The 13,459-nt window shown below is 42.5% G+C and carries 9 protein-coding genes and 1 pseudogene; 4 read left to right on the forward strand and 6 right to left on the reverse strand.

Annotated elements, in window-relative coordinates; genetic code table 11:
- Positions 1-12: 12 nt before the first annotated feature.
- From QNH43_RS27355 to QNH43_RS27375, 5 genes are read right to left on the reverse strand one after another with little or no spacing between them, the layout of a single operon-like run.
- Positions 13-1,341: a lysine N(6)-hydroxylase/L-ornithine N(5)-oxygenase family protein gene (locus QNH43_RS27355; protein WP_283916427.1), complete on the reverse strand. Its 1,329-nt coding sequence runs from the start codon at positions 1,339-1,341 to the stop codon at positions 13-15.
- Positions 1,316-1,900, reverse strand: a complete 585-nt coding sequence (locus tag QNH43_RS27360) for a GNAT family N-acetyltransferase (RefSeq protein WP_283916428.1) — start codon at positions 1,898-1,900, stop codon at positions 1,316-1,318. The genes QNH43_RS27355 and QNH43_RS27360 overlap by 26 nt, the downstream gene beginning before the upstream one ends.
- The gene (locus QNH43_RS27365) at positions 1,890-3,692 is read right to left on the reverse strand and encodes an IucA/IucC family protein (RefSeq protein ID WP_283916429.1); all 1,803 of its coding nucleotides are present in this window, start codon (positions 3,690-3,692) and stop codon (positions 1,890-1,892) included. Before QNH43_RS27365 ends, QNH43_RS27360 begins: the two co-directional genes overlap by 11 nt.
- 2 nt (positions 3,693-3,694) lie before the next feature.
- Positions 3,695-5,203: a pyridoxal phosphate-dependent decarboxylase family protein gene (locus QNH43_RS27370; RefSeq protein WP_283916430.1), complete on the reverse strand. Its 1,509-nt coding sequence runs from the start codon at positions 5,201-5,203 to the stop codon at positions 3,695-3,697.
- Between the two features lie 7 nt (positions 5,204-5,210).
- Entirely contained in the window at positions 5,211-6,563 is a 1,353-nt protein-coding gene (locus tag QNH43_RS27375; protein ID WP_283916431.1) for an aspartate aminotransferase family protein, read from the reverse strand.
- A gap of 257 nt (positions 6,564-6,820) precedes the next feature.
- Between QNH43_RS27375 and QNH43_RS27380 the strand changes: the two genes are divergently transcribed.
- The 4 genes and pseudogenes from QNH43_RS27380 to pepT all read left to right on the forward strand — a co-directional run bounded on the left by QNH43_RS27380 (position 6,821) and on the right by pepT (position 11,251).
- Positions 6,821-7,504, forward strand: coding sequence for a polyphosphate polymerase domain-containing protein (locus QNH43_RS27380; RefSeq protein WP_283916432.1), 684 nt, complete (start codon positions 6,821-6,823; stop codon positions 7,502-7,504).
- Positions 7,505-7,539: 35 nt separating this feature from the next.
- Positions 7,540-7,795, forward strand: a pseudogene (locus QNH43_RS27385) (DUF4956 domain-containing protein); the annotation flags it as partial.
- Between the two features lie 590 nt (positions 7,796-8,385).
- Positions 8,386-9,849 carry an alpha-amylase gene (locus QNH43_RS27390; protein WP_283916433.1) on the forward strand — a complete coding sequence of 488 codons (1,464 nt, stop codon included), beginning with the start codon at positions 8,386-8,388 and terminating at the stop codon, positions 9,847-9,849.
- A 166-nt stretch (positions 9,850-10,015) separates the two neighbouring features.
- Entirely contained in the window at positions 10,016-11,251 is a 1,236-nt protein-coding gene (pepT, locus tag QNH43_RS27395) for a peptidase T (RefSeq protein WP_283916434.1), read from the forward strand.
- Between the two features lie 64 nt (positions 11,252-11,315).
- Here the strand turns inward: pepT and QNH43_RS27400 are convergent, their stop codons facing one another.
- Entirely contained in the window at positions 11,316-13,385 is a 2,070-nt protein-coding gene (locus tag QNH43_RS27400; protein WP_283916435.1) for a catalase, read from the reverse strand.
- Positions 13,386-13,459: the final 74 nt, after the last annotated feature.

A 13,459-nucleotide genomic window follows, 5' to 3' on the forward strand; every position in this document is an offset into this window, starting at 1 on the left:
CTTTCCCTTCTCTTAGTAAGCCATGACGGGTGTTTTTACACGGAATGACTGAAATGCACCCTTTGGCTCGGATGGATAAACTTCTTTACCTGCCAATTGATTGATGATAATCGAATTTCGGAATGCTCCCAAGCCTAAATCCGGAGCACCCACACCATGTGTATGTATCTCGCCATTTTGAATGAAAAGGTGATTCGGTGTAGGGATGGCCGTTCCTACCCGATAGTCTTTCGTTATTGCAAGACGCCCTAAATCATCGCGGACTAAATGGTCCTCCATGGTTTCAAGGAATGCCGGAAGGGTTGATTTATAGCCCGTTCCAAAAACGATCGCCTCTGTGTCCACATCAAATTCGCTATCTTCCACCCACTGTCGGCATTTCAATCTCCAGCCATTTTCGGCGGGGGTAACGGCCGCAACTTCCGTCATGGCCCGAAGTTCAATGGAAAGTTTGGCATTTCCAATCGATTTTTCATACATTTTGTCAAAAATTGCTGCAATTGTCGTAGCACTGATCCCTTTATACAATAAATCCTGTTTCGGCAGGATTTCATCCTTCTTTTCCTGTGGCAGCCGATAAAAGAAATCAAGGTAATCCGGAGTGAAGTATTCCAACCCGAGTTTTGAATATTCCATAGGGAAGAATCCCTTTGATCTTGTATACCAGTTTAGCTGGTAGCCATTTTCCTCCTGCTCATTAAGCAGATCCAGAAAGACCTCCGCTGCACTCTGTCCAGAACCAACAACGGTTACGGATTTTTTCTTTAAAACATTTTCTTTATTCCGTAAATAATCGGCCGAATGCAGGATGTTCTCTCCCATATATGGATGAAAGGCCGATGGAACGGTCGGAGCGCTGCCAATTCCCATGACTACATGACGGCTATAATAGACTTCGACCTTTTGTGTTTGTGCATCCCTTACACTGATTTGATAGCAGGGTTCACCTTGATCCCCTATATATTCAACCGCCTCCACCGCTTTTCCAAAACGGCAGCTATCAAGTTGATGGGCAGTCCAGCGGCAATAATCGTTATATTCTTTTCGTGGAATCAAGAATTTTTCAAGAAAGTAGAAATGATAAAGCCGATCATGCTGCTGTAAATAATTCAGGTAACTATATGGGCTTGTCACATCTGCCATGCTGACTAGATCGGCAAAGAAAGGTACCTGCAGAGTTGTCCCTTCCAACAGCATCCCTTCATGCCAATTAAATTCCCGCTTTTTCTCAAAAAAGACGGCATTCAGCTCCGGGGTTTTCTCCAAAAGGGCTGCAAGTCCAAGGTTAAAGGGTCCTATCCCTATCCCTACCAGGTCATAGATAGATTGTTGCTTCTCCATACTTCCACTTCCTCTCGAAGTTCTCCCGTGTACATGACATAAGTAATGCTGTTTTATCTGGGAGCTCAATTTCTTTAATTGGGGTAAACCCGCACTTTTCAAATAAGTAAATCATCTTTGCATTTCTAATATCCGGTTCAGCCATCACTTTTTTTGTTTTCGCAGAAAGCAGTTGGTATTTCACCATTGCACGTAAAAACGGCAAAGCCAGTCCTTTTCCTAGATAATCCGGATCACCTATGAGTAAATGAATGCCTTGATCTCCCTCTTCGGATTCATAAAAACCTTCGATGATATCGCCTTTTACCCAATACGATTCCCAATAGCTCATGGGAATGGAGTCCAGACAGCCTAAATAGAGTGTTTGGTGTGTATCAGCCAATGCCTTCTTTAAATGAACGGCGAATTTTTCTTTTGTGAAATTCAAATTCCAGTAGGGAATCACATGATCTTCATGCATCCATTTATGCAGTGTATCCAAATCCTTCTCAAATTCGACTTTGACAAATGAAAGCTGTTGATTACGGTCCTTCAGCATTTCTTCATAACTATTTTTCATGGACAGCCATAACCCCCTGCGCGAACGGATTATCAATCGTTGTATAAACGGATTGTGTCTCAAGTGAACCGACAAGCTCATCCATATCATGGAATCGTGTCAGTAAATTAGCCTTACACGATAATTCCCGGGCATGAAGCAACTTTGAAACAACTCGATTCACCCCTTCATCTTCGCTTTCCTTGCTGCATATTTCCAATTGTTCCTGAACGAGCTGTAACAGTTTGATCTCTGATGCTAATCCTTCCGTACCAAAATTATTGATTAAGCCTAATAAGTGATTGAAAAAGAAATAGTATTGCAGTCTTTCTTCAGCGACTTCATCAGAACAAATCGTGAAGCTTTTTTCACTTAGTTCAGGCAAGATCTTCAACAGCCTATCCACTTTGGATTCACAATAGTAATACCCTTGATTATCACGATAATAAAAAGTGGCTGGATAACCATCTTGAAGTTGAATGATGGAATTTTGTTGATGGGCTTCCAAAACAATTCCATACTCTTCAAAAAGCCAAAGCATCGGTTTTAATGTCCTTGACAGATAGGTTTTGAACCAATCCTTACTTACTTCTTCGGTACTGCGGTTTTCTTCAGCTGATAATTTGCGGATGATCGCTCCAAGCCTTGATGGTGCACCATAGGCATTATCCTGACATAAGCCGGCAATCAGGCTTGCTTGTTTATCGTTTTCATAAAAAGGGTTTTCCCGGATATCGACATCGAATCCCGATTCTTGCTCGGTTGTTTTGATCGTTAGGTAAGCAGGGTCCTTGATGATTTGGAAGGATGGGTGCCGTTCTTTTAGATCGTCGCCCACTTTAGAATCTATTAATTTAGCAATTTCCACACCACGATCTAATTCTTTTTGCAGATTTGCACGTAAGGAATTCGTGATTTTAACCGGAACGGAAAATTTGTACATATATCTTGATGTGGCACTATATACCGTCCTAAATGAAGAGGTGGCCGTGAATTTTTTCCCAAGCGGTCCAGCATAAACTAGTGACCCTTGCTCGATCAGCCTCTTGACCTCTTCTTTTTCAATGAGCACTTTTGCCTGGAGCGGGTGTGCCGGGATGATGATGAATTTGCTTTCCTTTTGGCAATACGTGCCCCTGAATTCACTGGAAATCTCCAAGTCCCCGGCTAATTCCTGTTTAATGATCTCACTTGCCGAAAGGACTTCACTGGAATCCTGGATGACAATCGAAGGTTCTGCCAGGAAGTAGTGCAGCTGAAACTGCCCTTTTAATTCGGGTGAATAGATCCATTCCTCTTTTTCTGAAATGCCCTGCTTGCTTTTCGGTGTCGGGTGGAACAGGTGCCCGAATAAAAGTGACTGCTCTGCTTCGATGTAGGTGAAATCAGGACTTTGAAGTGCATCAATGTCTTCCGTCCTGGCTTCAACATACCGTTGAATATTTTGGCTGCTTAGGATGACCCGCAGCATCAATTCATCCTCACTATCCGTCCGGCCCTGCTCATTCAATAATTCTTTAGAAACGATCGAGACCATTGTCACGTAATCTAATTCATGTACTTGCTTGGATGCCGTTTGATAGTAAATCGGGAAGTTAAAAATATGACGCCCCGTTTCCGACCAATATTTAAGCGGAACAAGCAATGCAATATCTTGGGACATGAGCTTACTGACCACTAATGAATCCGGAATGGCCCCATCCAAATTCGGCCAGTTTTTCGTTTCTTCTAAACTGTAATTTCCGGTTTCCCGGAAATAACAATTCAGAAAGCTTTGCATTGTCGCCCTTTCAGCTATTTGCTTACCATTCATCTTCATTCCTCCATTATCTTGAACATTTCACCTAATACTCGGATTTCGTCTAAAATTCCCTCTATGTGTTCAAGGCTTGTCATTGGATTCAATAGTGTCATTTTTAAATATACCTGTCCGTCAAAACGCGTTTTTGCTAAAAATGCCCGTCCGCTTTTCAGTAATTCTTGCTGAATCTGTTTATTTAATAGATTTACTAACTGATCACTTTCACCCACGGGATTATAACGGAATACAACCGCATTCAATTCAGGTTCTTTATTTAATACTGTGAATCCTTCCTCCTTATCGATCTTCGCTGCCACTTCACGTGCAAGATGGCAAGTATAGTCGATCATTTCGGCAAAGGTATCCAGTCCAACGACCTTCAATGACATCCAGAGTTTCAATGCGTCGAACCTTCTCGTCGTTTGAACCGATTTATTGACTAAGTGAACCATGCCCTCGGCTTCATCTTCCTGAGGATTCAAGTAATCGGCATGATGCTGGATATATTGAAATGAGTTGCTGTCAGAGACAAGAAAAGCACCACAACTGATGGGTTGATAGAATAATTTGTGAAAATCAACCGTAATCGAGTCGGCCCGTTCAATTCCGCTGATTAACTCTTTGTAATCCTTACTTAAAATCATCGCGCCTCCATATGCGGCGTCCACATGCAGCCATATCCCATTCTTCCTTGCAGCTTCGGACAATTCGTGTAATGGATCGATTGAACCGAAATCCGTTGTTCCACAAGTTGCAACGATGGCAAATGGCAGTAAACCCTGTTCCTCTAGAATCGACATTTGAAGATTTAATTCATCCATGGACAGACGGTGATTTGAATCCGTTTTAATCGTGACTACAGCCTGTTCACCAAGACCCAGCTGTGCCGCTGATTTACGGACCGTAAAGTGGGCAGCCTCGGAGCATAAAATCCGCAATTTTTTCGCCTCGACTGGCAAACCTTGCTGCTGAACATCCACACCCCAGAAACGCTTACAATAAGCGTCCCTCGCCAATAGCAGTCCCATATAATTAGATTGGGTTCCACCGCTAGTGAAAATCCCATCCGCTTGTTCAGGTAACCCCGCCTGGCTGCACAGCCAATCTATTAAACTCTCTTCAACGAAGGTGGCCGCCGAGCTTTGGTCCCATGAATCCATGGATTGATTCAACGTACCTATAATCATTTCGGCAGCCACGGCAGGTATTAATGTCGGGCAATGCAAATGTCCGATACAAGTGGGGCTGTGTACATTGATGCTGTCGTTAATAACAAACTCTGCCAGCTCATCCGCTACCGCTTCCATTGTCTTCCCTTTTAGAGAAGCAAGGGACAGCTCGTTTAATCTTGCTTCGATTTCATACGGTTTTTTCCCAGAGTATGGTGAATCGTTCCCTTTTAAAAAGTCCGTCAGCTTTTTTTCAATGATTTTTAATGACTGGCTGTAGTTATTGAAACCTTCTTCGTTATTCAAGAACAATCGAGAATAAGCAAAATCCGTTCTATTTATCATTTCGATCATTGTTCATTCACCCTCTTGCAACAGCTGCTCGAACAGCTTGTTCAAAAATTGCAGTGGCCCCGCGAAGCTGGGATTCCGTTACGATCAATGGAGGCAAGAACCTCACTACACTTCCATGTCTGCCGCCAACTTCCAGTATCAATCCTCTTTGAAAACATTCCTGTTGAATGGCACTGGCAAGTTGCGAATCAGCAGGATGGCTTCCATTCGCATTTTGCGGTTCTTCAGGATTGATCATTTCCACACCGACCATTAATCCCCGGCCCCTGACATCACCGATCTGCTTAATATCTTTTTGCAAATCTTTAAGAATATCCTTTAAGATTTCTCCCATTTTAGCGGCATGCTCCACAAGATTCGTCTCTTTCATGTATTTTAAAGTAGCTGTTCCTGCTGCCATTGCCATTTGGTTTCCGCGGAACGTACCGATATGTGCACCTGGTGACCATAGGTCAAGCTCTTTGTTATAAATCACCACCGATAATGGAAGACTTCCGCCTATTGCTTTGGATAGTACAAGAACATCCGGAATGATTCCTGCATGTTCAAAGGCAAACATTTTCCCTGTACGGCCGATACCTGATTGAACTTCGTCGATAATTAGCGGAATGCCCTTCTCTTTTGTTATTCTCCTGATTTCCTTAAGCCATGGAATTGGAGCTGGAATGGAGCCTCCCTCGCCTTGTACTGCTTCTAAAATCATTCCTGCAGGCGGCAATAATCCTGATTCGGGATCGTTCAATAGATTTTCGATATACTGGCTGCTGATTTTATGGCTTTCTTCCCCGCCTATTCCAAAGGGACAGCGATACTGATAAGGATACGGCAGGAATTGTACATCTGGGATTAACCCTTGTATTTTTTCCTTTGGCTTTGTATTGCCGCTGATTGACATGGTTGCATGCGTTGCCCCGTGGTAAGCACCTTGGAAGGATAAAATACTTCTATTGCCTGTCGCTGTTTTTACTAGTTTAAGTGCTGCCTCAATGGCGTCTCCGCCAGTAGGACCACAGAATTGAATTTTTGCATTTTTCCTGAATTCCTCAGGCAGGCATTCAAAAATTTCATCGACGAACTGCTCTTTGATCGGCGTCGTAAAGTCCAATGTATGCAAAGGACGCTTGTCCTTAAGAATTTTTTCCATTGCCTCGAGCACTGCCGGATGATTGTGTCCAAGCGCTAATGTTCCAGCCCCCGCCAGAAAATCAATATAACGTTTTCCATCCATGTCTGTTAAGTAAATTCCCTCCGCTTGATCGATCGCCATGGGTAATCTTCTAGGATATGATCGGGCATTTGATTCCCTTGTATTTTGTTGTTCCAGTAGTTGATCATTTTTCGTAAGCATGTTAGTTACCATAGTGAACCTCCATATATTAAATTAATTGAGAATAATTATCATTATCATGGAACTAATTTTACTGATAATGATAATTATTCTCAATGAGTAAATCCACTCATTTTTCTGCTATTAATTTCCAATAAAATTAAGAAAAGGTTAAAACTGGGGCCTATTCTCCACTTAACTATTGAATATAAAAAATGTTGTTAAGGTTTTATTAAGATTCTGTTTATAAGCTGAACGCAGTCAAAAATCATGAAAAAGGAGGAACGGCAATGAACGGTTTAAAGGGAAGGCGGGAACTTAAACATGCAATCACCAAAGCGGATTGTCATTTATTAAGAAAAAATCTGCAAAACTTCATGAGACTTGATCCCCATGGGTGTGATGGGAAATATTTAATTCGAAGTGTTTATTTCGATAACTTTGACAATAAAATCCTGCGGCAAAAAACAGAGGGGTTCTATCACAGGGATAAGTTCAGGGCTAGACTTTATGATCATAATGCCAATTTCATCAATCTAGAAAAAAAGAGTAAGCGGAATAACCTTACCTATAAACAGAAGTGCATGCTTTCTGCCGAGGAATACGAACGGATTCGTTCAGGGGATATAGATTGGATGTCCCAGGATTCAAGGGATATCCTCAGGGACTTATACATTCAAATGACCCTTTTCCAAATCAAGCCGACAACCGTCGTTGACTATGAAAGGGAGGTATTCATCTATGAGTATGGAAATGTGCGGGTCACCTTTGACAGTAACGTGAAAACGAGCTTTCGGGATACGGACTTCCTGAATCCCGAATTGATCGTGGTCGATGCTTTAGACCCAGATTGTGTCATCCTGGAAATAAAGTTTGACGAATTTCTTCCGGATATCATCAAACAATTGTTATCCATCATCGATACTAGAAAAACAGCTTTTTCAAAATACCAACTAAGCAGAAGATACGGCTGATTGCAACAAACATATAAATTTTGGAGGAATAGAAAATGGATACGACGACAACCAGCACCACTTTTAATGATATTTTCAAATCAAGCTTTTTGGACAAGACCGAGAGTTTTTCAATCATTGACTCCCTAATTGGATTACTGTTGGCATGCCATCGGATTGTTCATTTACGTCATTTATAAGAAAACCTTTTCCGGTGTGATGTACTCACATAATTTCAATATATCCCTCATCATCATGACAATGGCCACGGCTTTGATCATCATGGGCATATCGGCAAATATCGTCAACAGCCAGCGGAAAGAAAGCGGATTTCTGAAAACAACTTGAACGTTTTTTAAAGAGGCACTTTTCGTAAAGATTGTTGTTTTTAAAAGAAACTATTTAACGTTGATTGGAGCGCAAGTGCGAGACTCCTGCGGGAGCAGCGGGACAAGTGAGACCCCACAGGCGTTTTCGCCGAGGAGGCTCACCGCCCGCCCCGCGGAAAGCGAGCATCTGGAATCAACCACACCGCTTTACTTGGAATAGCAACAAAGTATGCGAAAACAGCCTTTAATGAAAACGGTAGGCAAACTGCTTTTCTTCGAATTATCTATAGTCTGAGGTATCCCAAAAATATTCGGGATACCTTTTTTATTGAATTGGCGTATGGCTTTTTCCGGGTTATTCCTCCACATTTGATTAATTTTTAGCTGCTAATCAATATAAAATACCCTTATTTGGTATAAAATAGTAAAATAGAGAGGTAAATGAACCTCAATCAAGAGGGTTGTTCACTTGTTTATCAATTGGAATTAGGGGGTAAAGATTTCCATTATTACTTTATCCGATCGTACAGTTTCACTTTTGTTAAAAACGGGTCGGTGTCAGGGGGGAAACGGATGAAAAGAAATCATACGATGATGCAATTTTTTGAGTGGCATCTTGAGGCAGATGGTTCTCATTGGGAGAGATTGAAATTTGCAGCCTCCAAGTTGAAGGATATAGGAATTGACTGCGTTTGGCTTCCGCCAGTAACCAAAGGGCAATCCGTTGGGGATAATGGATATGGAATATACGATGGATACGATTTGGGGGAATTTGACCAAAAAGGAACAGTTCGTACCAAATACGGGACCAAAGATGAATTGTTGCAAGCGATAGCCACCTGTCATAACTACGGACTTTGCGTTTATATCGATTTAGTCATGAACCATAAAGCAGGAGCCGATGGAACCGAAAAATTTGAAGTGATTGAAGTCAATCCAGAAAACCGTATGGAAGATATCTCAGAACCATTTGAAATGGAAGGCTGGACAAAATTCGATTTTCCAGGCCGTAAAAATAAATACTCTGATTTTAAATGGAACCATACTCATTTTAATGGTACAGACTATGATGCCGAAAACGACAAAATGGGTGTATATCGAATCACAGGCGAAAACAAGCACTGGAATCAGCATGTCATCGATGAATTCGGAAACTATGATTATTTAATGTTTGCCAATATCGATTACAGCCTGCCGGAAGTTCGTCAGGAAATGATTAGCTGGGGAAAATGGATGGTTGATACGTTAAAGTGTGATGGTTTTCGTTTGGACGCCGTTAAACATATCGATTATGAATTCATCAATGAATTTCTCCAAGAACTCATTCCTTATACAAAGGAACATTTCTTCATGGTCGGCGAATTTTGGAAGGCGGATGTTAAAGCATGTCAAACTTACTTAGAGCAAACCAATCATGACCTCAACTTGTTCGATGTTTCCCTGCATTATAAATTTCATGAGGCCTCAAACGCAGGAACTGACTTCGACCTCTCAACCATCTTTGATAATACCCTCGTCCAAACCAATCCGGCAGAGGCCGTCACTTTTGTCGACAACCATGACTCCCAGCCCCATGAATCCCTGGAATCTTGGGTAAAGGATTGGTTCAAACCATCGGCATATGCACTTACCTTGCTTAGACTTTGCGGTTATCCATGTGTCTTTTACGGGGACTATTATGGAATCGGCGGGCCTTCTCCGGTGCCAGGGAAAAAGGACATTCTAGATCGCCTCTTATATGCAAGGTATGAAAAAGCATACGGGGAACAGACTGATTACTTTGATGATCCAAATACGATAGGCTGGGTCCGGCACGGAGTTGAAGAGCTAGAAGGCTCGGGGTGCGCCGTCATAATTTCGAATGGAGATCGCAACAGTGAAAAAAGGATGTTCGTCGGTAAACATCGTGCTGGTGAAATCTGGAGTGATTTAACTTGTCATAGAGATGACCACATCACCATTGAAGAAGATGGTTTCGCGACCTTTCCCGTTCATGGGAAAAGCGTATCGGTATGGGCTTTGAATAATCCGCTCTAAAAAGAGATAAGCAAGGAACGGCATGTCCATTTGCGGATATGCTGTTCTTTGCTTATGACAACACCCTTGAAGACTTGGAAATAAGTCTGTATGCCACATAGGGAAAGATAATTTTTCCATTTTGATCAATCATGGTAAGATAAGGGAAAAAGGAGTTGAAGGAAAAGTGAAAAATGAAATCATTGAAAGATTCACTTCTTATGTGAAAGTAGATACCCAATCGAATGAGGAAAATCCCTCATGTCCCTCTACACCCGGACAGTTGACCTTGGCAAATGCATTGGTCAAGGAACTTCAATCGATTGGGATGAAGGAAGTGACAATTGATCAGAACGGATATGTCATGGCAACATTGCCAGCCAATTCAAGTAAGGATGTCCCGACAATCGGTTTCTTGGCACATGTCGATACAGCAACGGATTTCACTGGAAAAGATGTAAAACCGCAAATCATTGACAACTATGATGGCAATGATCTTACTTTACATGAAAAATTGGATGTCATTCTTTCACCTGATGATTTTCCTTCGCTTAAGAACTATAAAGGGCATACCTTGATTACAACGGATGGGACAACCCTGTTGGGAGCAGATAATAAGGCTGGAATTGCCGAAATCATGACTGCCATGGATTATTTGATCCAGCATCCGGAAATCAAGCATGGAAAAATCCGTGTTGCTTTTACTCCCGATGAGGAAATCGGCAGGGGGCCCCATAAGTTTGATGTAGATGCTTTTGATGCTCAATTTGCCTACACCGTGGACGGTGGTCCACTTGGAGAACTTGAATATGAGAGCTTCAATGCAGCATCGGCCAAAATCCTGATCAAAGGGACGAATATTCACCCTGGTACGGCTAAAGGAAAAATGGTCAACTCGGCAAAAATCGCCATGGAATTCCATAATGAACTCCCAGTGGCAGAAGCACCGGAATATACGGAGGGTTACGAAGGATTTTATCATCTGATTTCATTTCACGGTGATGTGGAAGAGACCAAGCTTTCTTATATCATCAGGGATTTCGACCGCCAAAAATTTAATGAACGCAAGGAATATATAACAAAAGTAATCGAAGATTTAAAAGAAAAATATGGGCAAAACCGCATCCAGCTTGAATTAAACGACCAATACTTCAACATGAAGGAAAAAATTGAGCCCGTAAAGGAAATCGTGGATATTGCCCACGAAGCAATGGAGAAACTCGATATAAAACCGAAAATCTCGCCAATACGCGGTGGTACGGACGGTTCTCAATTATCGTATATGGGCCTGCCAACACCCAACATCTTTACGGGCGGGGAGAACTTTCATGGCAAATATGAATTTATTTCCGTCGATAACATGATCCTGGCCACTAAGGTGATCGTTGGCATTGCATCGCTTTTTGAAGAAAAAGCAATGTAGCTTGATACGAAATGCCTTTATTGAAAAACCCCCGACTCCAAGTCTGGGGGTTTTTCATCCAATATTAAACGCGATTCCAGTGACGGTGCTTGGCAATCGCCTCGATAAAGACAGTACCACTATTTTTATCCGTAACAGCTACAATGCCTGAGGCTGGATCATTGGAACCGATGCCTGCCTTCGATAGGATTTCGGCTCCTTCTTTTCCCGCACCAATTGCTTTGAAATGATTGTAGGCTTCATCAACAAAGTAAATTGGTTCCTTGGATGCCTTTAAAGAATTGACGCTCTCCTGCCCTCCTGGCACATATACAGCATCGAAAAGTACCGAATCGGCTGTCAGGAATGTCTGATTCACCTCGGCCTGCTGTCCTTTAGAACTTGTAATCACTCCACGGTTATGACTGATGATTTCAGCCGTTATCCCTGCCGATTTAAATGATTCCAAAACTTGATTGACCTCTGACCCGTTGAAGCCATTTGCAGCCAAGATTGCCACTTTCCTTGTTGCGGCCGTGTTCACCTTCATTTGCTCCTGGCTTAAAGCTGGAGAAGCCAAATCCATTTTGACCTCACTTTTGTTGGCCGGAGGATTCACGCCCACCCCAATAGCGATCGTTTTAGCCAGCTCTACATCCACATTGCTGAACATCTCGACGATTTGCTGCTGAACGTCCTTACTTTTCACTTTTCCCACTTCAAAGTGGAACGCCTGAATAATATGCTCCTTCTCCACTTCCGTCATGCTATTCCAAAATAATTTAGCCTGGCTGTAATGATCCTTGAAGCTTTCACTGCGTTGTCGGACCTTCCTGCCATCGACTTTTTCCTGGTAATGTGCATAGCCGCCTTCCTCTTCCGAAGCAGGTTCGGGAGAGTTGCCTGCAAGGGAATTTTTGTGGTAGCTGACCTGTCCTGGATTTATTGACATTCGGTGCATGCCATCGCGTTGATTATTATGAACGGGGGCAACCGTCCTATTAATCGGAAGCTCATGGAAATTCGGTCCTCCCAATCGGGATAGCTGGGTATCGGTGTATGAGAATAACCGTCCCTGGAGCAGCGGATCATTTGAAAAATCAATACCCGGTACGACATGCCCCGGATGGAACGCTATCTGTTCCGTCTCTGCAAAAAAGTTATCCGTATTTTGATTCAAAACCATTTTTCCGATTATTTTCACCGGAATCTGTTCTTCCGGCCATAGTTTAGTAGGATCAAGGATATCAAAGTCGAATTTGAATTCATCTTCCTCCTTAATCATTTGCACGCCAAATTCAAATTCAGGATAATTTCCGGTGTCTATCGCTTCCCACAGATCTTGGCGGTGAAAATCAGGATTCTTCCCTGCAATTTTCTGTGCCTCATCCCAGACAAGGGATTTAACTCCAAGTACAGGCTTCCAATGGAATTTAACGAAATGGGCCACGCCTTGTTCATTTACAAAACGGAATGTATGGACACCAAACCCTTCCATCATCCGGAAACTCCTCGGTATGGCCCTATCAGAAAGATGCCACATGATCATATGAGCCGTTTCTTCATTGTTGGCGACGAAGTCCCAAAAAGTATCATGGGCAGACGCAGCCTGAGGTATTTCGTTATGAGGCTCCGGTTTAACCGCATGAATTAAATCCGGGAATTTAATGGCATCCTGGATAAAGAATACCGGAATATTATTTCCGACTAAATCATAGTTTCCTTCCTCAGTATAGAACTTTGTAGAAAATCCCCTAACATCACGTACCGAGTCTGCAGATCCACGGGAACCTGCCACCGTTGAGAAGCGAACGAATACGGGTGTCTTGACTGAAGGGTCTTGAAGAAACTTGGCTTTTGTATATTCGGCCATCGGTTCATATACCTGAAAATATCCATGAGCACCAGATCCACGGGCATGGACAATCCGCTCAGGAATACGCTCATGGTCAAAATGGGTCATTTTTTCCCGGAATTGAAAGTCCTCCATCAAAGTCGGACCACGCGTTCCAGCCTTCAAAGAATGCTCATCCTCAGAAATGCGCAAACCTTGGTTAGTCGTCATCTTTTTCCCATTATCGTCCACTCGATATTGATCCAACTGTCGCTGCTTACTTTGCTCATTGATTCTTCCGTTTTCATTTGCTTTTGCCATCCCACTCATTCCCCTCCATGTCTAAGAATTCAGATTAAATCGTGTTGTATGTACTTAATTGATTCGAAAAAATT

It is taken from the genome of Peribacillus simplex, from assembly GCF_030123325.1.
GTDB classification, from domain to species: domain Bacteria; phylum Bacillota; class Bacilli; order Bacillales; family DSM-1321; genus Peribacillus; species Peribacillus simplex_D.

Coding starts and splice junctions, on each gene's coding strand:
- QNH43_RS27355 (WP_283916427.1), bottom strand. CDS start 1,341: ATGGAGAAGCAACAATCTATCTATGACCTGGTAGGGATAGGGATAGGA.
- QNH43_RS27360 (WP_283916428.1), bottom strand. CDS start 1,900: ATGAAAAATAGTTATGAAGAAATGCTGAAGGACCGTAATCAACAGCTT.
- QNH43_RS27365 (WP_283916429.1), bottom strand. CDS start 3,692: ATGAATGGTAAGCAAATAGCTGAAAGGGCGACAATGCAAAGCTTTCTG.
- QNH43_RS27370 (WP_283916430.1), bottom strand. CDS start 5,203: ATGATCGAAATGATAAATAGAACGGATTTTGCTTATTCTCGATTGTTC.
- QNH43_RS27375 (WP_283916431.1), bottom strand. CDS start 6,563: ATGGTAACTAACATGCTTACGAAAAATGATCAACTACTGGAACAACAA.
- QNH43_RS27380 (WP_283916432.1), top strand. CDS start 6,821: ATGAACGGTTTAAAGGGAAGGCGGGAACTTAAACATGCAATCACCAAA.
- QNH43_RS27390 (WP_283916433.1), top strand. CDS start 8,386: ATGAAAAGAAATCATACGATGATGCAATTTTTTGAGTGGCATCTTGAG.
- QNH43_RS27400 (WP_283916435.1), bottom strand. CDS start 13,385: ATGGCAAAAGCAAATGAAAACGGAAGAATCAATGAGCAAAGTAAGCAG.